24 protein-coding genes are annotated in these 21,441 nt (G+C 57.8%); 6 read left to right on the top strand and 18 right to left on the bottom strand.

The window, feature by feature from the left end:
• Positions 1 to 83 precede the first annotated feature (83 nt).
• From GF1_RS13770 to GF1_RS13750, 5 genes are all read left to right on the top strand, one after another.
• Complete coding sequence (locus GF1_RS13770) at positions 84 to 1,358, top strand: branched-chain amino acid ABC transporter substrate-binding protein (protein ID WP_267927127.1); 1,275 nt, start codon at positions 84 to 86, stop codon at positions 1,356 to 1,358.
• The gene (locus tag GF1_RS13765; protein WP_267927126.1) at positions 1,355 to 3,931 is read left to right on the top strand and encodes a PAS domain S-box protein; all 2,577 of its coding nucleotides are present in this window, start codon (positions 1,355 to 1,357) and stop codon (positions 3,929 to 3,931) included. The genes GF1_RS13770 and GF1_RS13765 overlap by 4 nt, the downstream gene beginning before the upstream one ends.
• A gap of 2 nt (positions 3,932 to 3,933) precedes the next feature.
• Entirely contained in the window at positions 3,934 to 4,407 is a 474-nt protein-coding gene (locus tag GF1_RS13760; RefSeq protein ID WP_267927125.1) for a response regulator, read from the top strand.
• A gap of 410 nt (positions 4,408 to 4,817) precedes the next feature.
• A complete protein-coding gene (locus GF1_RS13755; protein WP_267927124.1) occupies positions 4,818 to 5,111 on the top strand; it encodes a hypothetical protein in 294 nt (97 codons plus the stop codon).
• Positions 5,098 to 5,283, top strand: a complete 186-nt coding sequence (locus GF1_RS13750; RefSeq protein WP_267927123.1) for a hypothetical protein — start codon at positions 5,098 to 5,100, stop codon at positions 5,281 to 5,283. The genes GF1_RS13755 and GF1_RS13750 overlap by 14 nt, the downstream gene beginning before the upstream one ends.
• A 117-nt stretch (positions 5,284 to 5,400) precedes the next feature.
• Here the strand turns inward: GF1_RS13750 and GF1_RS13745 are convergent, their stop codons facing one another.
• From GF1_RS13745 to GF1_RS13725, 5 genes are all read right to left on the bottom strand, one after another.
• Positions 5,401 to 6,675 carry a radical SAM protein gene (locus GF1_RS13745; protein ID WP_267927122.1) on the bottom strand — a complete coding sequence of 425 codons (1,275 nt, stop codon included), beginning with the start codon at positions 6,673 to 6,675 and terminating at the stop codon, positions 5,401 to 5,403.
• 2 nt (positions 6,676 to 6,677) lie between these two features.
• Positions 6,678 to 7,523, bottom strand: a complete 846-nt coding sequence (locus GF1_RS13740) for an energy transducer TonB (RefSeq protein WP_267927121.1) — start codon at positions 7,521 to 7,523, stop codon at positions 6,678 to 6,680.
• On the bottom strand, positions 7,520 to 7,945 hold the full coding sequence (locus GF1_RS13735; protein WP_267927120.1) for an ExbD/TolR family protein: 426 nt from the start codon (positions 7,943 to 7,945) through the stop codon (positions 7,520 to 7,522). Before GF1_RS13735 ends, GF1_RS13740 begins: the two co-directional genes overlap by 4 nt.
• 74 nt (positions 7,946 to 8,019) lie before the next feature.
• Positions 8,020 to 8,634, bottom strand: a complete 615-nt coding sequence (locus tag GF1_RS13730) for a MotA/TolQ/ExbB proton channel family protein (RefSeq protein WP_267927119.1) — start codon at positions 8,632 to 8,634, stop codon at positions 8,020 to 8,022.
• A 61-nt stretch (positions 8,635 to 8,695) separates the two neighbouring features.
• Complete coding sequence (locus tag GF1_RS13725) at positions 8,696 to 9,286, bottom strand: hypothetical protein (protein WP_267927118.1); 591 nt, start codon at positions 9,284 to 9,286, stop codon at positions 8,696 to 8,698.
• A gap of 113 nt (positions 9,287 to 9,399) precedes the next feature.
• Here GF1_RS13725 and GF1_RS13720 point away from each other — a divergent pair, with 113 nt between their 5' ends.
• Entirely contained in the window at positions 9,400 to 10,128 is a 729-nt protein-coding gene (locus GF1_RS13720) for a class I SAM-dependent methyltransferase (protein ID WP_267927117.1), read from the top strand.
• Positions 10,129 to 10,139: 11 nt separating this feature from the next.
• Here the strand turns inward: GF1_RS13720 and GF1_RS13715 are convergent, their stop codons facing one another.
• From GF1_RS13715 to pyk, 13 genes are all read right to left on the bottom strand, one after another.
• Positions 10,140 to 10,949, bottom strand: a complete 810-nt coding sequence (locus GF1_RS13715; protein WP_267927116.1) for a nicotianamine synthase family protein — start codon at positions 10,947 to 10,949, stop codon at positions 10,140 to 10,142.
• On the bottom strand, positions 10,949 to 11,827 hold the full coding sequence (locus tag GF1_RS13710; RefSeq protein WP_267927115.1) for a nicotianamine synthase family protein: 879 nt from the start codon (positions 11,825 to 11,827) through the stop codon (positions 10,949 to 10,951). The genes GF1_RS13715 and GF1_RS13710 overlap by 1 nt, the downstream gene beginning before the upstream one ends.
• A gap of 8 nt (positions 11,828 to 11,835) precedes the next feature.
• Positions 11,836 to 12,285 (bottom strand): hypothetical protein, encoded by a 450-nt coding sequence (locus GF1_RS13705; protein ID WP_267927114.1) that lies wholly within the window; start codon positions 12,283 to 12,285, stop codon positions 11,836 to 11,838.
• Entirely contained in the window at positions 12,282 to 13,109 is an 828-nt protein-coding gene (locus GF1_RS13700) for a DUF4198 domain-containing protein (RefSeq protein WP_267927113.1), read from the bottom strand. Before GF1_RS13700 ends, GF1_RS13705 begins: the two co-directional genes overlap by 4 nt.
• A 124-nt stretch (positions 13,110 to 13,233) precedes the next feature.
• On the bottom strand, positions 13,234 to 15,240 hold the full coding sequence (locus GF1_RS13695; RefSeq protein ID WP_267927112.1) for a TonB-dependent receptor plug domain-containing protein: 2,007 nt from the start codon (positions 15,238 to 15,240) through the stop codon (positions 13,234 to 13,236).
• A gap of 201 nt (positions 15,241 to 15,441) precedes the next feature.
• On the bottom strand, positions 15,442 to 15,804 hold the full coding sequence (locus tag GF1_RS16275) for an ATP-binding cassette domain-containing protein (protein ID WP_326491562.1): 363 nt from the start codon (positions 15,802 to 15,804) through the stop codon (positions 15,442 to 15,444).
• A 38-nt stretch (positions 15,805 to 15,842) separates the two neighbouring features.
• Positions 15,843 to 16,166: an energy-coupling factor ABC transporter ATP-binding protein gene (locus GF1_RS16270; RefSeq protein ID WP_326491561.1), complete on the bottom strand. Its 324-nt coding sequence runs from the start codon at positions 16,164 to 16,166 to the stop codon at positions 15,843 to 15,845.
• A gap of 296 nt (positions 16,167 to 16,462) precedes the next feature.
• A complete protein-coding gene (gene cbiQ, locus GF1_RS13685) occupies positions 16,463 to 17,212 on the bottom strand; it encodes a cobalt ECF transporter T component CbiQ (RefSeq protein ID WP_267927111.1) in 750 nt (249 codons plus the stop codon).
• Positions 17,209 to 17,988: a DUF4198 domain-containing protein gene (locus GF1_RS13680; RefSeq protein ID WP_267927110.1), complete on the bottom strand. Its 780-nt coding sequence runs from the start codon at positions 17,986 to 17,988 to the stop codon at positions 17,209 to 17,211. The genes cbiQ and GF1_RS13680 overlap by 4 nt, the downstream gene beginning before the upstream one ends.
• Positions 17,985 to 18,671, bottom strand: coding sequence for a NikL family nickel/cobalt ECF transporter subunit (locus GF1_RS13675; protein WP_267927109.1), 687 nt, complete (start codon positions 18,669 to 18,671; stop codon positions 17,985 to 17,987). The genes GF1_RS13680 and GF1_RS13675 overlap by 4 nt, the downstream gene beginning before the upstream one ends.
• Before the next feature lie 14 nt (positions 18,672 to 18,685).
• On the bottom strand, positions 18,686 to 19,285 hold the full coding sequence (cbiM, locus tag GF1_RS13670; RefSeq protein WP_267927108.1) for a cobalt transporter CbiM: 600 nt from the start codon (positions 19,283 to 19,285) through the stop codon (positions 18,686 to 18,688).
• Positions 19,286 to 19,359: 74 nt separating this feature from the next.
• Entirely contained in the window at positions 19,360 to 19,770 is a 411-nt protein-coding gene (nikR, locus tag GF1_RS13665) for a nickel-responsive transcriptional regulator NikR (protein ID WP_267927107.1), read from the bottom strand.
• Between the two features lie 241 nt (positions 19,771 to 20,011).
• Complete coding sequence (gene pyk / locus GF1_RS13660) at positions 20,012 to 21,430, bottom strand: pyruvate kinase (protein WP_267927106.1); 1,419 nt, start codon at positions 21,428 to 21,430, stop codon at positions 20,012 to 20,014.
• Positions 21,431 to 21,441: the final 11 nt, after the last annotated feature.

Raw genomic sequence — 21,441 nt, 5'->3', positions numbered from 1 at the left:
CTGCAAACAGGTGAGCTCTACCTTCCACCGCAGTGGGTGTAGCCATGAAGCCGCGAACCGGAATCGAGTCAGGGAGTGTTTGAATGGTAATGGGAATCTGGCGGCACTGGTTTCTTCCTTTGTTTCTGTTGCTTGTTACCGCCGGATGCAACGGTCCGGAGCACAAGCTGGTCTGCGGGGACCCCCTGGGTTGTGTGGAAATTTTATCCGAGGCACCGGTCCGGATCGGGGTGCTGCAGGCCCTGAGTGGTAAGATAGCGTCCCTGGGCCAGGAACAGATCCGTGGCCTGGAACTGGCCCTGGAGGAGCGGGACGGGAAGATTGCAGGCCATCCGGTGGTTCTGCAGATCGAGGATACCGGCTGTACGGCCGAGGGCGGGGCCAACGCGGCCCTGAAGGTCATTGCCGATCCGCAGACCGTGGCCCTGTACGGTACCACTTGTTCAGGAGCTGCGGCTGCCGCTTCCCAGGCCATGTCCGATGCCGGCCTGACCATGATTTCCGGTAACAATTCGGCTCCATTCCTGACCTCCATGGGCGGGAAAGAGGCACCCAATCACCATCCGGGTTATTTCCGCACCGCCTTCAACGAGGAAAACGCCGGCAAGGCTGCTGCCTATTTTGTCTACCGTCAGCTGGGCATTCGGCGGGTCGCCACCATCAACGATGGTGATATCTACACCCGGGGGCTGACCGACGGGTTTGCGGCCGAGTTCATCCGGCTCGGCGGAACCATCACTCTGGCGACCTCGGTCAATAAAGGCGATTCGAATATGGAGCCGGTGCTGACCGCGGTCCATGATTCGGGAGCCCAGCTGCTTTTCTTTCCCCTGTTCCAGCCCGAGGGAACGCATATCCTTCGCCAGGCTCGTAATATGGCCGAACTTGACGGGATCCTGCTGATGAGTGACGGCGCACTGATCGAAGACTCCTTTATTCAGTCGGTGGGGGAGCTGGGACGCGGGATGTATTTTGTCGGCCCGGATATCCCGGATACCCCGGCCGGCAGGGAACTGGGAAAACGGTATGTTGTCCGCTACGGTGAGGAACCGCCTACCGGGTATTATCTTTCAGGTTTTGATGCGGCCCGGCTGCTCTTTGACGCCATCGAACAGGTGGCTGTCCCGGGTCCCGGGGGAGAGTTGCTGGTCGGACGCCAGGCCCTGCGTGACGCCCTTCGTTCCATGGACAGGGAAGATGGGGTAACCGGTAGGCTCCATTGCGATGAATTCGGCGACTGCGCCACTCCTGTCTTCCATATCCTCAGGCAGGATGACCCGGCTTCCGGGGTTGATGGATTGCGACATAATGTCCGGTTTTCCTTCCCGGCAACCCCGCAGGTCACAAAAAATCCATGATCCGAAACTACTGGCATCGCCTCAGCGTGGGCAGCAAGATGTCCGCCGGTCTGCTCATCTTGCTGGTGATGCTGTTGTCCCTGGCGGTCACCGGCTGCTTCACCTTCTGGTATATCCGCCATGCCGAGCGGGCCATCAGTGCCAGCAGCGAGATCGGCCGGTTGACCCTGGAAATGGACCGGAGCATGGAGAAGGCCCGGCGACTGATGGATGATTTTCTGATCCAGTATCCAGTCATGGGGCTCAACAAGGCCCATATCCGCTATGCCCAGCCATCCATCCGCGAGGCAGCCCGGGCCATCAACACCAGTACCCTGCTGCGGGAGAAACTGAACCGCACAGACCTGACCAGCAAGTTCAATCTCTACCTCTCTTTGGCGAGACGATTCGCCCGGACCTCCATCGAGGCCATCGAACTGGTGACCAGGCTGGCGGTGCCCGAGCGCGGTCTCGAGGATCGGTTCCGGACGATTGCCCGGCAGATCGACGAGAAAATTTCCAGGCTCCATTCCCTGGAGGATCTGCACCGGCAGATGCTTCTGGCATCCAAGGACTATCTGCTGACCAGGAAGCGGCCCTACATGCAGTCGGCCTTTAACGTTCGTTTCCGGATCATCCAGGCACTGGAACAGTCGACGGAGCTTAGCCAGGAGGAAAAGTTGAAGCTTTTAGACCTCCTGGAGCAGTGCAGGAAGACCGCCGATGATATCCTCTCCACCGACCGCGCTCTGCGGGAAAAACTGCATGATTTCGCCCTCCAGGCCGAGGCAGTGGCTCCGGTTTCGGCCATCCTGATCAACGAGTCCAAACAGCAGATGGAGCGGGCCCAGCTCCATATCAGCCGGGCCTATCGGATAGCGGCCGGCGCCATGGCGGCTATTTTTGCCGCCGGGCTGGTCTCGGCCATTGTTATCTCCCGCATTCTCCAGCACAGCATTACCGGCAATATCGTTCGGTTGACCGAGGCTGCGGCCGGCCTGCGCCAGGGTAACATGGACGTGGCTCTGCCCGTGGCCGGGAGGGATGAAATCGGCGAACTGGCCCGAACCTTTTCTCTCATGGCCGGCCAGATCAAGAACCATGTGCAAAACCTCGAGGCTACCATTTCCCGCCGGACTGCGGAGCTGGCAGCCAGCGAGGAACGGTTCCGTTCCCTGGTTGACAGCCTGCACAAGGTCGCTGTCCAGGGCTATGACGAGAACCGGCGGGTCTTTTTCTGGAACAGAACCAGCGAGGAACTGTACGGCTATACGGCCGAGGAGGCCTGTGGCCGCCAGCTGGAGGACCTGACCATCCCCGAGGAAATACGGGACGAGGTCCTTGGTGCGATCCAGGACTGCCTGGACAACGATACGCCTATTCCGCCGGCGGAGCAGGTTCTGCGGGACAAAGACGGGAATCCGGTGCCGGTCTACTCCACCCATGTCCTTTTGACCAACCGGGCCGGGGGACGGGAGCTTTACTGTGTGGACGTGGATCTTCGCGACCTGAAGAAGGAGGAGGAGAAACGGAGACAGACCGAGCTGGTCTACAAGGAGCTGTTTGAACATTCCAGCTCCGGGGTGGCGGTCTACGAGGCAGTGGATAAGGGAGCGGATTTTATTTTCAAGGATTTCAACCGGGCCGGAGAACGGATCGAGCGGGTCCGGCGGGAGGACCTGATCGGCAAAAGGGTGTCCGAGGTCTTCCCCGGAGTGGCGCAGCTCGGCCTGCTTGAGGTTTTCCGCGAGGTCTGGAAAACCGGCCGGCCGAAAAGGCATCCGCTGTCCTGGTACGAGGACGAGCGGCTCCAGGGCTGGCGCGAGAACATGGTCTATAAGCTGCCTTCCGGCGAGATTGTTGCGGTCTACGATGATTTGACGCGGGAAAAGCAGGAGGAAGAGGAAAAAGAGGTCCTGCGTCACAAGCTGCAGCAGGTGAAGAAGATGGAGGCCATCGGCCTCATGGCCGGTGGGGTGGCCCATGACCTTAATAACATCCTCTCCGGGATCGTCAGCTATCCCGAACTGTTGCTCGGCCAGCTGGACGAGGGCTCCGAGCTGTATGCGCCGATCAAGACCATGCAGCGGGCCGGTGAGAGGGCGGCGGCCGTGGTGGCCGACCTGCTGACCGTGGCCCGGGGCGCGGCCGGAGTCCGCGAGGTGGTGGATGTCAACGACCTGGTCCGGGAGTATTTTGACTCGCCGGAACATCAGCAGATCAGCGCCCGTTTTCCCGGGGTCCAGTTCCATACCGAACTGGCCAGGGAGCCGCAGGTCATCACCTGTTCTCCGGTTCATATCAGCAAGTGTCTGATGAATCTGGTGCTCAACGGCGCCGAGGCCGTGGCCACCAGCGGTCGGGTGGTGGTGAGCACCGGTGGCCGGTCTGTCAGCGGGGATGGGGCCGATGTGTCGCTTGAAGCCGGGGAGTTTGTGGTCCTGCGTGTCCAGGACAACGGCAGTGGCATATCACCCGGGGATCTGGAGCGTATCTTCGAGCCGTTTTATACCAAGAAGGTCATGGGCAAGAGCGGAACCGGGCTTGGCCTGGCCGTGGTCTGGAACACGGTCCAGGATCACGGGGTAGTGTGACCGTGGAAAGCGATAGCCAGGGAACCGTCTTCAGCCTCTTTTTTCCGGCCAGCGAAGAGCGTCCCGCTGTCCTGGAGGACTCACTCTCCATGGTAGACCTGCGTGGCCGGGGTGAGCGGATCCTGGTGGTCGATGACGAGGAGACCCAGCGGGATATAACCCGGAAGATGCTGCAGCTTTTCGGCTACTCCGTGCATACGGTTGCCTCCGGGGAAGAGGCCATTGCCTGGCTCCGTTCCAGGAGCGTGGATCTGATCCTTCTTGACATGATCATGGATCCGGGGATAAACGGCTGCGAGACCTATGCAGAGATCATCAAGATCCATCCGGATCAGAAAGCCATCATCGCCAGTGGTTTTTCCCGGAGCGAGGAGGTGAAAAAGGCCCAGGCCATGGGGGCCGGCCAGCTTCTGTGCAAGCCCTATACCCTGCTCGAGCTCGGTCTGGTGGTCAACCAGGCCCTGCATGGAGCCTGACCGGCCTGGTTTTCCTTCTTTGTCCGCCGCGGCATGACCGGTTCCGGCGGTGTTCTACTCCCTATTCCCTGTTGCTCTCCACGTTTTGTCATCACCTGAGCCAGACAGGTCTTTTCTTTCCTCTGGCAGCCAGTGACCATCGCACCCCGGATACCCCCGGACATTCCTGCCGCTTAAGACCGTGTCTTTTATCCGAAAATCACCACAACCTTAAGTGATTGCAGGATGATTTTCATGGTTTGTTGTGGCTGGACAGTTCTGAAATATGGTCCAGTTATGCTGGTTTATCTGGACAGCCCGGGAGAATCTTTGCACCACAGGATCTGTGATTGATTGTTATTCTCGCGAGTTGTTCCTTCAGGTCAGCTCCAATAACGTCGTATTCAACAAAAAAAATCAGGAGTTCAAGAATGTTGCAAAGAAAGGTCCTGCTCGTTGCCGTCGCTGTTCTGATGACCGTCACCTTCTCGGCTGCCGGGCTGTTTGCCCAGGGCCACGGTGGCTCCGTAGGACCTGGGCAGCAGAAAAAAACGCCCCCTTTTCTGATCACCGGCAAACTGCCCCATCTGACCAAGCTGCTGATGCAGCAGTGGGATAACCCGGAACTGAATCTGAGCGATGAACAGAAGAGCAGACTAATGGTGGTGCGCAAGGAGAGCATTAGCACTGTCCGCCGGCTCGGACCGAAAAATGGCGGCCCTTGAAAAGCAGGTAGTCGAGGGGATCTTTGCCGGAAAGAGCCTGGAGGAGCTCCGGCCGCTGGTCAAGACCATTGCCCGGCTGAAGACCAGGACAACCATGGTTCATCTCCAGTGTATCCATGATACCAGAAATGTCCTGACCAGCGCCCAGCAGGAGTTCCTGAAGAAGCTGTAAGGCCCGGAACTCCTACCGGCGCGGGTCTCCGGTCCGCGCTGAATTTTTTTGTTGAGGGCTCAACCCTTGGCAGGCCGTTGAGAACCTACTTCGCTCGCTACGTTTTTCAACAGCCTGTTAGAGTTGCTGGATAAGATAGGGATAGATCTCCAGGCGCATGAGGTCTTTAAGTCGGCGGAGGATTGCAAGGATATCCCTTGTTCGGCAGGCTCCGGCGAGGGGGGAGAGATAAAGGGTGGAGCCGGGCTGGGACCGGGGCAGTTCGCTGAGAACATCCAGGGTTCGCTGTATATGACCGCTGCCGAGCCCGTCGCCCAGGACCAGGTTACCGCTGATGCTGATTCCCGGATAGCGGCGGTTGATGGTCACCATTTTTTGCAGAGCCAGCCAGTTCTCTTCTGCCCGGACCGGTTTTTTCAGGATCTCCAGGGTCTCCTGATCAAAGGATTCCAGGCCGATATTGACAACTATCCTGAATGGAGACCGATCGAGTCGCCTGAGATCGTCGTCGTCCAGGGCCAGAAGGGAGCGGGTAGAGCCAAAGAGAAAGGCCACCGGTTTCCGGACATGAACCGTGCCCGGGGCCAGGGTGGCCTCGATCTGGTCAAGCGCCTGGACAATGGCACGGCTGCCGGCGGCCAGGCAGTCATGCTGGCCAAGAAAGACCGCCCGGTAGTTGCCGATTTCTTCCCCCAGCAGATTTTTCATTCCTTCAAGCTGATCCCGCACCTCCCTTTGTGATCGAAGCCGGAATTCGGTGCCGGTCTTGATCCGGCAGAATCCGCAGTTGGCCAGACACCCTTCGGTGAGCAGGATCGGCAAAACGTCATAATCCACATGACGGCAGTCCGGTGGCAGTACCGGAATGCGACCCTGGATGAGCCGGTGCAGCGCTCCGGCGTGGCGGCGGATTTGCGTGCTGGTCCAGCGGGAAAAACTTCGCAGCACGGCTGTCTCCTGCCTGGAGCAACAGGTTGAGGCCAGCCGGGCGGCCTCGGCGCAATGCTGATCATGGGCGGCCAGGAGGTCGGCTACCCCGGGAACGGTGTGGGGAGATCCCTGAAATATGGGATTGGAGGGATAGGGCAGCAGGGGATAATAATATTCACCGGTGAGATCGAAGAGATCGCTGTAGCCCTGGGTGGAGTAATAGACCCAGTCACCGTTCCGGGTCAGCTTGAGCCATTCCTGGGGATGGGACCAGTCGGGGCCGGTGCCCTGGAGGAAACGGGGAAACCCGTCCAGGCCCATGTGGTAGACGGCCTGCGGGGTGATGAGCTCATGGTAGCAGCCGTAGCGGGCCGGATAGCTGAGTTTGCGGTGGACGGCAAGGCCGCGGCGCCAGGGCCGGATGGTCCATGTCGCGGAACGCCGCTCATGACTGGTCAACATAATCACCTGAGCTGAAAGCGAACCGGTACCCGGATCCACATGTCCGAAGGTTGGCCGTCGATGGTTCCAGGGCTGAAACGCCAGTTACGCACTCCCTTGAACGCCGCCCGGTCGAGGATCGGGTAACCCGAGGAGGCCTGGACACGCACTTCGCGGACCCGGCCGTTCCGGTCGACCAGGACCTCGAGGAGAACCGTGCCCTCCAGGCCCCGGCGTCTGGCCAGGCGGGGGTACCTGGGCGGTGGATTGACCCGGTAGAGCGGGGTCGCCTGGACCGTGACCAGGGCGGCCTGCGGCGCGGCCTGATCATCCGCCGCATCCTCTGCCGTGCTCTGCCGGGGGAATGTCACCGGTCCGGCCCCGGCGGCGAGATCCTCCCGGACCGCCTTTTCCCGGACCGAAGAAACCATCCTCTTCCGGGTGCGCCGGGGCTGGATTGTCTGTCGCGATTCCGGTTTTTCTTCCCTCTCTGTGATTACGGTACTCTTTGTCTTCTGCCGCTCAACCTTTTTTTCTGTCCGTTCTCCGGGCTGCGGCCCGGGTTCAGGTTCGGATCTGGCCTCTGGCACCTGGACCTTCTCTGTTTCCCTGGCCACCTCTTCTTCTGCCGCCGGCCTCTCCGGGGTGTCTTCCGTAACCGGCTGAATTTTTTCTTTTCCTTTCTCTCTTTCTTTTTTCTTCTCTGTCGGCACACTGGCCCCGGTGCCACCCAGGGAGACCGTGATCCGTTCCATCATGAGGGGGGCGGGCAGGGTCTGTCGGAGGTCCATGCGGATCAGGGTCAGGACCGCACCATGAAGGCCCAGAGCGAGCACGGCGGCCAGGGCAAGTCGCCATGGTTCACTCATGGGCTGGCCACTTCTTCGGGCCGGGCCTGGAGCGAGATACGACTCAGGCCGGCTTGGCGGATCCGGTCCAGGACCCGGAAGAGCTCCTGGTAGGCTACCGTCCTGTCGGCAAAGACCTTCACCTCCTGCTCCCGTTCCTCGCCGGCCTGCTCGCGGAGCACCGCGGACAGTTCCTCCAGTCTGACCGGTTGTTCATTCACGTGGAGACGGATGGTGTCCCCCATGTCCTGGATGGTGATCCCGATGGCCTCATCGGGCTCCAGGACCGCACCCGTGGAGTCGGGCAGGTCCACTGGCTGGCCATGGTGCACGGCCATGGAGAGCATGGCATAGATGAAAAATACCAGGAGGAGAAAGACGATATCGATAAGCGGCAGCATCTCGATGCGTGGCGACGAAATACTTTTTCTGTGAACCTTCATGGTAATATTCTGAAAAGAGAAGTGACGAATTGTCCAATTAAAATTTCGGTTATCTGCGCCTGTGCAGACGGACCTCATTTGTGTTTGTCTATTTGTACTTTTTCATACACCACTTCCAGACTGGTGGCATATTTTTCCATAACGTAGATACCGTTTTCAATACGGCTCTTGAAATAATTGTAGGGAAACACGGTGATAATGGAGATGCCAAGCCCGGCAGCGGTGGTGATCAGTGCCTGGGCAATGCCGCCGGTGACCAGCTTCGGGTCGGCAATCCCGCCTGTGCCCAGCATCTTGAAAGAGGAGATAATGCCGAGCACGGTGCCGAAGATACCCAGGAGGGGGGCCGCGGTGATCATGGTGTCGAGTACGGTCATAAAGCGTGACATTTTTTTTTCCATGTGCCGGGCCTCAGCCTCCATGGCCTTGCCCATGTCATATTCCCGATGCAGGATACCCACCGTAAGCACCCGGATCACATAATCCTCGCTGCCCCTGATCTTTTTCCTGATCTGCGCCCAGTCCCTCTTTTCCGCCAGGCGCAGGATTTCGTCCATCAGGGTCCGGTTTCGCCTGCGCTCAATTCTGATCCAGAACAAAATCCGTTCAAGAATCACCGTGAGCACAATGACGGAGCAGGCCAATAGCGGCCACATCACGGGGCCGCCATGATGTATTATTTCCCACATGTTTTTTAAAAGCATCTGTTTTTTTGGGTGAAACGTGGTTCTGGAAAGCAATTCTTTTCAGCTAATGTAAGGTGTACCAGACCGGCTCCAGCCCGGTGCATGCAGGACAGCAGATGTCGCCTTCTATATCCCACGCCTGGCTGAGGGGAACCGGGCGGCCGCAACGGTGACAGCTGGTCTGCTGGTCACTGCTGTGTTTGGACAGCAGGCGGCGGCAACGGGCCTGGCGGACCTGACAGAAACTGGTCACCGGCTGGCAGAGGACCGACTTGATCAACAGGTTGAGGCTGGCCTGGTAGATTTCCACCACCGCCGGGTTGTCCACACAGAGGTCTGGTTCCAGATCGCGTATTTTCTGCGGCAACCGGGTGCGCTGCCGGATCAGGGTGAAGCCCAGCCGGGTGCCGGTGGTGAGATGATAAAAGAGAAAATCCCAGGGCCTTGCGGTCTCCGGCACAATGACCTGGCCGGGATGGCCGTGCTGCCGCGTTAGATACGAGAGGGCCAGGACGGCGTCATCGTCCCGGGCCGCGGCAATCCACACCTCCTCCAGCCCATCGAAAAATTCTTCCACGTATTTGCCGATCTGCCAGCCAATGGCGAGTTCCGGGCTCAGGTAGCCCTTGCGCAGGGTCAGACAGTGTAATTCCATGGGTATGAGCATTGGCTATACCTCCATGTCGAAAGCACTTGAAAAATCAGCAAAAAAGAGTAGGGTTTAACACAAATTATTTTTTTGTGTTATTGGGTAACGGGAATCTCCCTATGAATAATGCAACAACAGCAGCCCGGTATATCCGCAATTACTGGGACTGGCGGGCCCTTTCCTTTGATGGCTCCTCGGCCCAGCAGCAAAGCTGGTGGCAGGTCTATAATCGGGCCCTGGGAGCCACCGGACCCCTGCGTATTCTAGATGTCGGTACCGGCACCGGTTTTATCGCCCTGGGACTGGCCAGGGGCGGTCACCGGGTTACTGGCCTGGATATCTCGCCGGGCATGCTGCGTCAGGCCGGGACCAAGGTCACCGTGCAGGGGCTGACGCTTAGCTTGCTTGCGGCGGATGCCATTGACCCACCCTTCACGCCTGCCAGCTTCGACGCCATTGTCTGCCGCAACCTGCTCTGGACCCTGCCAGAACCGGCACGGGCCCTGCGGTGCTGGCACAGGCTCATCAGGCCTGGTGGCAGAATCATCGTTTCCGACGGAATATGGCGTCGTCCGGATTTTTCGGGCCTGGTGACCCATTACACCCGGTTACTTGTTTCAGCCCTCAGAAAAGGCCGCAATTCCATTCCGGTACGTTTTGAGCTGGCCTATCAGCCGATCAGGCGTCACCTCCCGCATTTTTGCGGGGTGCGGGCTGCCGAGGCCGAGGATCTGCTGACCGGCTGCGGCTTTACCCGGCCTGTTCGCCACGAACACCATTTTCCGCACCATCCCTATCCGGCCGGCTATGGGTCTCATTTCTTTGTCATGAGTGCTGTTCGTCCTTGATTACGAAGTTTTTATTGTCGCCTGACCACCACCACGGTGTTGTTTACCGGCGGTCGGGGTCGGATGCGGTGATAGACAGTGAACTCGGGTGGCAACGTGACATCTCCGTTGCGGTCCAGGAGTCGGCGCAGTCCCTTCTCGTAAAGGCGAAAGGCAACCAGGCTTCCTTCCGGCAGGCTGCGGGCCAGGTGGCGGAAGATTTCCTCCTTGGGCCGGGCCATGGCGGCCACCATCAACAACTGAAACTGCTCTTTTAGGGGCAGAGAAAAATGGTTGCCAGCCCTGATGGTAATTCGATCCTCCAGGCCGAGGTGGGCCACCACCTGTCGGGAGAGATCAGCAAAAAAGTTTTCCCGTTCAATACCGATACCCTGTAAATCGTACCGGGAACAGAGGAAAATGAGGGACAGCGGCAAAGGTCCGCTTCCCAGGAAGATGATCCTGTCTCCCGACTTGAGACCTGCTCCCTGCTGTTCCATGGCTGCCAGCTGCAGGTAGTTCTCATGGAAGGTGAATTCCTGCAGTGTTTTCCAGGGATCGGATGAAGCGAGCAGGGCATGGGCCTGTTCGATCTCCAGGCGCAGGCCATACGTATTGCGCAACCGGCTGATGGCCAGGAGCACCTGTTCAAGTTCGGGAGAAGCAAGAATCTTTGCCAGCACCCCGTCTTCGATCTCCATCGCGGCCAGCTGGTCCAGACGGCGAAAAGGGGGATCCAGGGCCCCGGGATGCGCCCGGAGGATCTCCTTATCGCTCAAGTCCCGGATGGCGTCGTAGATATCCAGGAGTTCACTGTGGATTGCGGTAAAGTCTGCCGTCATTACATCATCTCCAGCAGCAGCAGGGTGTTGTTGACCCGACCGCCGGGTCGGATCTCATATTGCACTCGGAATCCACTGTAATCCCTGGCGGTCAGTGGCGGATGCAGCAGGCCGCGCAGGCCGGAATAGGTGCGGCAGATCACCGGTCGTTTTCCCCTGTCTGCCATGATCCGGGCCAGGTGGGTAAAGATTCTGGCCTTGGGTTCGGCCAGGGCCGCCACCAGAACCAGGTCCCAGTCGAGATCTCCAAGTGATTCTTCGTTGCCCGGGATAATTTCAATTGCGCCCGCAAGGCCCAGTCGGTCCAGACATTGGTTGGCCAGGGAGACAGCCTGCGGGTCACTTTCCAGGCCAAAGGAGCTTATCCCGTAAAGTCGGTGCATGAGGATCAGGGAAAGTGGAACCGGTCCGCAACCGATAAAGGCCAGCCGGTTGGGACGGGGCAGGTCCAGGGTTTCGACCTGGGTTCTGATCAGGGCCTCATACCGGGGATAGAGGCCAAAGATCTCCAGGGGCTTCCAGGGATCAGCCGCCGTCATCACTTCCCTGGCCAGGGCGGTTTCATGCAGCTCGAAAAAGGTGGTGTAGTAACCCCGTATCGTCGGGAGCAGTTTTTCTATCTCCCGGTCGGCCAGGATCAGTTCCGCCAGGTGGTTGCCGCAGTCCAGATGGGCGATATCATCCAGGACCAGATAGAGCTGGTAGAGTTCGGCCGGAGGCAGGGAACGCAGTTCCTCCGGACTGTAGCTGCTAATCCGCTGATAAAAGTCACAGAGATGTTTTTTCACCAACCAGTGACTGCGCTCGCAGTCTTTGCAACAGCCGAGAAACTCGTGCTCTGTCAGTTCATGATCATGGTCTATGGGAAAATAGTGCATATACCAGTCTAGCAATCCGCCTTGTTTTTCTTCTTCACCAGCCGCAAACCGGAAAAAAGAACAGCTATGGTACTCAGCCCCATGAGTATCTTCAAACCGCGATCAGATTGATCTGGTTTTTTGTCTTCTTCGGGGCAGAGTGCGCTGTCCACCTTCATCTTGACTTCCAGGCGATGCCCCATACGGTCATACACAAGGATTTCCCAGGTTCCTGATCTGTCAGGAAAAAAGGTGAACCGTCCATTCCTGTCCGTCTTTCCGGACTGGAAACGTTCCTCCAGTCCGGGCGCAAAGACGGACACGAACATGTCTCTGGCCGGCCGGCCGTCGTCAAAAAGGGCAGTGACTACCATTCCGCCGGTACCGGTCGTGTAGCGGATGGTGTGGGCGGATACCGGGGAGGTGGCAACCAGAGACACCAGGATCAACAGCGCAAGAGGGGTGCCATAGCGCTTCATTTGATCTGGAATGTCAATGAAGCGGAAAAATCCACTTTGTGGTTGGTGACCACCATCCAGGTGCCTGGCCTGTCAATCCTGATCCGGGCAATGCCGTTCTCGTCGCTCCTGGCAAGTACGGGAAACGGTTCGTCTTCGGAAGCATAGCCGGCATATGTGCCGTACACATAGGTTGCCAGCGGTTTGCCCTCGAACAGTACTTTTACCGGGAAAACCTGTCCGGCCCGCACCTCGGTGGGATTTTTCAGAGGTATGATCTCGATGCGGTGCCCCACCACCCTGTTGATTCCGGCTGATCCCTTGCCGACAACAATAACAGATTTAGCGTATTTTTCAGATGGTACATGGAGGCGGTCCCCTTTTCTCTTTTTGACTGCCGTTACAATATAGGTTCCCTCCTGTTCGCACCTCACTTCGCCGACCCGGGCACCGGCCGGCCGGCCATAGCTCTCCCCGTGAAATTCCTCCCAGGTCTTGTCTATCTCCTTTTTGTGCCCGTCAGGTGTCAGATAAAAGAACTCGTTGAGCTGGTCCCTGCTGACAAGGATGCCATAATGGGGATAATTGTGCCCGAAAACGACTTTTGCCAGGGTTTTGCCAGGGGATTTCAGTAAATAATTGTCAAGATTCAACCAGAGGTCATGGGCTGCAGCCGTTCCGGTGAACCAGGCGGTACAGGCGAGAAAGGCGGCCACAAAAACGAACAGGTTGCCATGAAAATTTATCCGGTGCCTGACCGGTCCGGCCAGGCATCCAGGTTTTGGTGCTGCCAGATACTGTGGAAATGTGGTCCAGTTGTGCTGGTAGGAATAATTTTTTTTCATGAAGATGCTCCTTTTTTTTGCAATGCGTTGATATGGAAATGTATCCCGGTGTCTGACCACCGGCCCGGCCAATATCTTCAGGTTCCGCCCTGGATATGGTCAAAGTATGGTCAGGTTCCGTTGGTCAGAATGAGGCATCAAGCTTGACCAGGATGGTTCTGCCGGTCCGGAAATTACCTTCGTCACCTTTGTCCGAATCAAAGATGTTGTCGAGTTCCAGGCTGATGCGGGCCTTATCACTGAGTTTCAGGTACATTTTGGCATCCACCACCGTATGGGCATCGATTTGCTCCGTGTTGTCCGCGTCGGTGTATTGTCTGCCCGTGCAGGTCAGGGTGGAGCTTATGCCCAGGTTCCACTGGCTCCATTCATAGGCCGGAACCAGGGAGAAACTGTGGCGTGGAACATAGGTCAATTCCTTTCCGGTATCCCTGTTTTCCGAATCCGTATAGGTGTAGGTCGCTGTCAGGGAGAAGTCCCGACGTTCAAGCCTGGCCAGCAGTTCGACTCCCTGGGTGACCGCCTCTTCCACGTTGCGGTAGACCAGCAGCGGCAACCCGTCATACAGGGTGCCGGTATCTTCACGGACCACCATGTCATCCACCTCGTTGCGGAAAAGGCCCAGATTGAGCATGAGTGAGCGGCCCAGGAGCCATTGCTCCAGGCTTGCCGAGTAGCCGGTGGCTGTTTCCGGCTTCAGGTCCGGATTGGACTGGGCATAGAAGCTTCCGTGGCGATAGGGGGCGCTGTAATAGAGTTGGCGAATGGTGGGCGACTTGAATGCCTGGCCCGCTGAAGCTCTGAAAACAGTGTCTTCGGTGAGGCTGTACATCAGGCTCAGCTTGGGATTGACCCTGGAACCAAAGGTGGAATGGTCGTCGTAACGCAGGCCGGCCACCAGGACCAGATCGTCCAGGAGGGTGATTTCGTCCTGGCCGTACAGGCTGCAGGTGGTGATATCTTCCTGAACAGTGATTATGGAACCATCGCTGTTTTCGATAGTGTAATCAATGGTCTGTTGCTGGGCTTCGACGCCGGTAACCAGGGTGTTGCGCTCGTTTGTGTACCAGGTGTGCTGCGTTTCGATCTGATCAAAGCCGATGGCACCATGCTTATAGCCATAGGCATAGCCGGGATACCCGTGGACGAAATCCCAGTTGTACGTGTACCCCTTGACGGCCAGGACCTGGTCGTCTGCCGGGTGGTGCTCAAAACCTGCCGATAACCGGAAGCTGTCTTCTTCCCGGTTGTCCATTTTTTCATACTTGCTTGCCTCGCCCTTGAAATACAGGTCAAGGCGGTTACTGGCGGCCAGGTCTACCTTGGCCATGACCGAGTGGCGGTCGGACTTGATCGGGTCGGCTCCGATGTCTTCCGCGCTTTCGTAGTCGTAATGGATCAGATATCCCAGTCTGTCCAGGGGATGGTCGCCAAAGGAAACATAGGCCCGGGCAATGTTTCTGCTTTCACCGTCATCAGATGGTTTCTCGACAATACCGTTTCGTACTCTTTCCTTGACCTTGTACCAGCCGTAGGCTCCACCGGCCCGGGCGGTTGGCCTGTCCGGCGTCTTTCTGGTGATGATATTGATGACGCCGGCCACTGCATCGCTGCCGTACAGAGCGGATCCCGGGCCTTTTACCACCTCGATTCGTTCGATCATTTCCACCGGGATCTGGTTGAGGCCGATTCCGTATTCGCCCATTCCGCCGCTCTGGCCGGACCCCATCACCCGCTGGCCGTCGATGAGAATCAGGGCATATCCGTCGTTGAAGTTCAGTCCCCGCAGGCTGGCCCGCCAGGTGTAGGTGCCGAAGATATCATCATGGACCGCTGTGGTAATGCCCGGCACCGTGCTCAGGAGTTCCATGACATTCTGGGCATTGCTCTGTTCAATATCTTCCTGGTCCACCACCAGGGTTTCCACCGGTACATCCTTGAGGGTGTGAGGTGTTTTGGTGGCGGTTACCACCACTTCTTCCAGAACTGCGGCCGGCTCCGGTGCTGCCTGTTCAGCCAGGGCCGTGGTGCTCATTCCGGCCATGACGGTGCTCAGGGGAAGGGTAATGACAGAGGCCAGCAGGGATGTGTACCTCCTGCCTGATAGTCTGCCGTTTGACTTCATCTGCATTGGTACCTCCATTTGTTGTTATGTATGGGCAGTAACAGAACCGACACACGTTTTTGAAATTCGTAACACTGATTGACAAAAAAATAATCGCACCTTTATTTTCTCCTCCTGCCATTTTGCAGGCAGAGGAGTGCTGTAGCACGAATTATAAAATCGTGTTACTTGTGTCCCGGATTATCCCTGGTCAGTCCGGGTGTTTTTTCATCCTCCGTGCCGGTGGGGATGCTCACCGTAGGGGTGAGCGTGGTGGTGTTCATGAAGGCATGATGTATCACACCGGGTCACCCGGCCCTGGTCCATGACATAGATTTCCCTGCAGGTTTCCGCCAGAAAATCCCAGTCATGGGCGATGATCACATAGCCCGGCTCCAGGTCGGTGAGGATCTTGATGAGCCGGTTCCTGGTCTCCGGATCTAGGTTATTGGTCGGCTCATCGAGGAGCAGGGTCTCCGGTTCCATGGCCAGGATGGTGGCCAGGGAAACCAGTTTTTTTTCTCCACCGGACAGCTGGTGGGTAATCCGTTTTTCAAAACCGGCCAGTCCCAGTCGTGCCAGGGTCTGCATGGCCCGCTCCCTGGCCTCGTCAGGACTGGCGCCCAGGTTCAGGGGCCAAAGGCCACGTCCTCGATAACCGTGGGCGAGAATAATTGGTCGTCGGCGTCCTGGAAGAGCAGGCCGATCTTTTCCCGGACCTGGCGGAAATCTTCCCTGGAGGTCACAGGCCTGCCCTTGAAAAGTATCTTCCCGGACGTTGGTTGCAGCAGGCCCATGATCACATGGAAAAGCGAGGTCTTACCGCAGCCGTTGGGGCCGATGAGGCCCACGCGCTGTCCCTGGCTCAGGGTGAGATTGATCCGGTCCAGGACCGGCCGGTCCGCCCCAGGATAACTGAAGGATATGTCAACAAGTTCAAGCAGCGGGGCCATGGATGGTTGGAATCATGTTCTTTTTGTCGAGGTGTATGAAGCCTGGGAACGGCCGGCTGGCCGGGAATGGTTCGGCTTTTCTGTTTGTGATTACCACTGAAATTCAGCCTTCGATGGATGAAGGTGTCAACCTCACCTGTTGCACGGGTGTCTGTGGCCTGGATGGCCACCGTCAAGCCCCAGGGACGGGTTTATGGCGTCCTGTGCAACAGGTGAGGCCGACACCGGTTTCAATGCCAGAGATTGATGGTAATCAGATTTCTGTTTTCTGTTTTTTGTTTTTCTGTCTGTCGTTCCTAACGGATCCCCTCGAGAATGCCAAGACAAATAACCATGGTGGTCATGGATGCGAGGAAAATCAGGTCGCGCCGGTTGAGGATCCGGTCTTCCAGGGTGTAGAACCTGCCCCGGAAGCCTCGCAGCATCATTGCCTGGGTTACCCTCTGGGCCCGGTTCCAGCTTTTGACCAGGGTCATGCCGAACAGGTGGCCGTACGTCCGGTAGGTGTGCAGGTTGGTGCCGGGTTCGAAACAGCGCAGTCGGGCCGCCCGCAGCAGCCGCTGGTATTCCTGGCTGATCACGAAGATATAGCGGTAGGAAAAGAGCAGCAGCAGGCAAAGTTTGCCCGGCACCCGGAGCTGTCCCAGTCCATGGCCCAGTTCCGCCACCGTGGAGGTGGCCAGCAGGGAGATGAACAGTACGATGATCCCGTTGGTCTTAAGCGTGATAAGGCTCACCAGCACGAGTCCCTGCCGGCTCAGGTGCAGAGGACCCAGCGTCAGAGGATCGCCGGGATAGGTCAGAGGCAGGGACAGCCAGAGCAGGCCGATAAAGCTGTTGACCACCAGCAGCCGCCACAGAACCTGTCTAAGAGGCAGCCGGGCCAGGCCCAGCAGCACCAGGCCGAGGACCAGTCCGCCGGCTGCGGTCGCAAAGCTGTGGCAAAGAGCGATCACCAGGGTCAGGGCCAGGGCGCAGACCAGCTTGACCCTGGTATCGGTCCGGTGCAGCAGCGAGTCGCCCTGGCTGAATCCCTCGAAGGTCATTTACCCTGATACCTGTCCAGATAGATCCACAGAACCGCTCCCAGCTCCACCGGTTTGGCATTGCCCTCGGGATCGGGGATGGTGTAGTCGGCCTCGCTCAATGCGGCAAAACCCCACCAGCCGGCCCGGGGACAGGTGAAGGTGAAAACACCGTTTTTATCGGCCTTGATCACCTGGGTCACGTGGTAATCACTGGGGGCTTGCAGGGAACCGTCCCGGTTGTAAAGCTCCACCTCAACCTCGGCATGGGGAACCGGTTTGCCGTTCATCAGGACCTGGCCGGTGAAGGAGTTGCCGGCATAGTTGCCAAACGGACGGAGCAGGGGGACGATTTCCGTCGGCAGGCCCACGGGTTCATCCCAGCCCTCGTCGGCACCGTAAGCGGCGACAATGGTCTTGGTGTAATGGATGATAGAGAGGTCCTCGGCCGGCTCCCAGTAGGGTTTCGGTTCCATGGCGAACTGGTAGACCCCGGGCCGTTTCACCCTGTAGGTGGTCTGCCAGGCCGCATGTCCCATGACCGATGTCCGGCGCAGATTGTTCACCAGATCGGTCTTTTTGCCGTTGCGGACCACGTAGAATTTCGCCGGTTTGTCCATATCCATGCCGATGAGCTCAAAGGGATGGGAAAAGGACAGGGTGAGATCGACTGATTTTTTCTCCTGGGTCACGATGTTGCCGGACGGGATCACCATGCCGAAATGGGCCATGGCCTGGGCGGTCGCACCGAGCACCAGCCCGGCCACGCATCCTGCGAAAAGCATTTTCCGAATCATTTTTTCTCTCCTTTGTTGGCTTTTGCTTTGAAGTAGGCCAGAAATCCTGCCAGGCCGATGAGGTAGCCGATGCCGCCCAGGATATCCTGTATCCGGGGTCCCTGGTCCCGGCTTTCGGCCAGCATCCGCTTGATCGGTCCAAGTTTTCTGTCCAGAGTCTCTTCCATCATCCGGCGCAGCATGGTTTCATCCACGGCTACCACCTCGGGCCGGGCCGGTGTCCCGTCTCTCTCCCCTGCCGTTAAAGCGGCGGCGGGGTCCGGACCGACCCGGATGCTTGTTGCCGGGGTCGGTCCGGTAGCTGGGGAGGGGGATGGGGTGGGGGGCTGGTCGAGGTACTCGTCCGCGGTCAGTTTCCACTGACCACGGTGACCTTCGCCGACATTGACCACGATGAGCAGGTCAAGACCTTTTTGCCTTGCCTCCGTAGGGATGGGGAAGCTGAACTCGCCATGGTCGTCGGTGCGGGTGGTGAGCAGGATTTTGCCCGAGGCTGCGTCCTTGACAATGATTTCCGAGTCCTTGGGGGCACGGCCGCCGCTGAAGGCGGTCTCGCCGATGATGGTGTCGCCTTCAGCGTAAGCGAATATCCGTACCTTGTGGGCCAGGGCCGGACCGGCCAGAAGGCAGAAAATAACCAGTTGCACCGTGAGTAGAAGCGCTGTTGTTCCGGGTCGTGACATGGCTTGTTCCTGTTTCATATTTTTAGTTGCATGATGTCGGGTTGTACCCTGGCCAGAAAGGAGACCGTGAACATGGTGATGAATCCCTCGATGATCATGACCGGCAGATGGGCGGCGACAACGATTCTGGCCGTGCCCAGGAAGCCGGTGTCGCTCAGGGCGAGTGACAGGGCCATGAGCAGGGAAGAGAGCAGGATGGAGAGAAAACCTCCGGCAAATCCGGCCAGAGGCCGGAGTTTTGGCTGGACCAGCCAGGGCCGCAGCAGATAAAAGCAGAGCACGGCCGGGGCGGCCATGTTGAATGTGTTGACTCCCAGTACCACCAGGCCGCCGAACTGGAAAAAGATGGCCTGGAGCAGGAGTGCGATCAGGATGGCCGGAAAACTGGCCCAGCCCAGGATGACCCCGAGCAGGCCGTTGAGCACCAGGTGGACGGAACCCGGCCCCAGGGGCACGTGGATCAGCGAGGCGACGAAAAAGGCCGAGGTCAGAATGGCCACGGACATAATCCGGTCATAATCGATCTTTTTCAGGCCAATGGCCGTTCCCACCGCGGTCAGGGCCCCGCCGCCGATCAACACCGGTGCCGATAAAACACCTTCTGAAATATGCATAGCCTGTTTCCTGTGTTACAGATGGATAAATCGTGTTACTGGCGGGCAAAAAAATATTACCCGGGAATTATTTATTACCGGAGAGCTTTTCCGGTGCTGCTCATGGTCAGGTTGCCGTCCCGCACCCCGCGCAGGGCGATGAGCCGGTCTGCCAGTTCCTGCACCTCTCCTGCCTTGCCACGGACAATAATAACTTCCATGCAGTTGTTGTGGTCCATGTGAACATGGGTGGATGAAACGATATGATGATGGAAATCATGCTGGGCTTCGGTCACCTTTTCCTGCAACTTCGGCTGGTGGTGATCGTACACCAGGGTTATGACCCCCATGACCTGCTTGTCCGCCTGCCATTCCTTCTTGACCAGGGCTTTCCTGATCAGGTCCCGAATCGCTTCGGAGCGGTTGTCATACTGGCGTGCCTGGATATAGCGATCGAACTTGTCCAGCAGACTTTCTTCAAGGGATATGGAGAATCGTCTCAGCATGTTTGATGACAGTTATTGCAACGGGCGGGTTGCTGCCAGTCTCCTGGGGTGTGCCTCTTTGTCGCCGGGTCAGGTAACACGTTTTAAAATTGGGTGTTACTAAAGACGGTTTTTTTCTTTCTGTCAACAACAAATCCGCATTCCGGGTGCCGGGGCGAGGTTTTCTGGTGGCGCAGGTTTGGGGGAGTCGGTGGCCTTGCAGGTAGAGCGCGGTATCTGGAAGGCTTATGCAATCGCTGGTTTAATCAATCTCCAGAACTTTGATCAGGTTGGTGGTTCCGGGAACGTCCAAAGGCGTACCGGCGGTGAGAATTATCCGATTTCCTCTCCGGGCAAGAGCTTCATTTTTCAGGTAGCGGTTCACCTGCCAGAGCATTTCGTCAAAATCGTCATACGCTGGAACCAGGGCCGGGATCACACCGTAGGAAAGACAGAACTGTCTCAGTATTTTCGGGTCGGCGGTCAGGCCGATAATGGGTATTGGCAGTCGCAGGCGCGACATCACGCGGGCCGTGGAGCCACCTGTGGTGGCGGCTACGATAAGATCCGCTTTCAGATCATTGGCCATCCACGCGGCTGCCCGGCTGACAGCGGCAATGGACAATGGCAGGTTTTCAGTGATATCATCTTTTAGAAATCGCCTGGGATCAAGGCTTGCCTCGGTGCTGATCGCAACGCGGTCCAGGACGGTCACTGCCTGCACCGGATAATTACCCACGGCTGTTTCTTCACTGAGCATGACCGCGTCGGTCCCATCCAGAATAGCATTAGCGACATCGGTGACTTCCGCCCGGCTGGGTCTGGGATTTTCCACCATGGAGCCTAACATCTGGGTGGCTGTTATGACGACTTTTCCCGCAGTTCTGGCCTGAAAAATGATCTTTTTCTGGATCAGTGGAACGTCTTCAAGGGGCATTTCCACGCCCAGATCTCCCCTGGCCACCATCACTCCGTCCACTGCAGCGATAATAGGTCCCAGCCGGTCGACCGCCTGGGGTTTTTCTATCTTGGCAATGAGCAGCGGTCGGGTACTGTTCCCGGCTGTTCTCTGCAGCAATGGTTCCAGGTCCTTTTCATGCCGGACAAAAGACATGGCCACAAAATCCACCCCTTCAGCAAGTCCGAATTCAAGGTCTTCCCGATCCTTTTCGGTAAACGCAGGAATTCTCAGATCACTGGCAGGCAGATTGACGCCCTTGTTGGCCGCAATCATGCCGCCATTGACGACCCTGGCGCGAATATGGTCATCCTGTACTTCAAGCACCAGAAGCTCGACCCGGCCATCGGCCATCAAAATACTCTCACCTTCGGAAAGATCCTCACACAGATATGGATAATTCACCGGCAGTGCATCACCTGTCGCTGTCTCGCCGCTGGTCAGTATCACCTCCTCACCGGCAGTCAGGTGCCGTTTGTCCACCTGGCCCAGGCGAATTTTTGGACCTGCCAGATCCTGAAGAATGCCCACCGGGCGCCCTTCTTCTCTGGCTGCCTGTCGAATTTTTCTTATGGTTTCACGGTGTTCCTTATGGTTTCCATGGGAAAAATTGAGGCGTGCCACATTCATCCCCGCCCGGATCAACTCCTTGAGCGCCTCCAGGGACGCCGTGGCCGGGCCTATGGTGCACACGATTTTGGTCTTGCGAAATTCCTGCTGCATTGTGTTATGAG

Origin of the sequence: Desulfolithobacter dissulfuricans, from assembly GCF_025998535.1 — a bacterium.
GTDB lineage: Bacteria > Desulfobacterota > Desulfobulbia > Desulfobulbales > Desulfobulbaceae > Desulfolithobacter > Desulfolithobacter dissulfuricans.
Note: the sequence above shows the minus strand (reverse complement) of the source record. Positions and strands in the feature narration are given on the sequence as shown.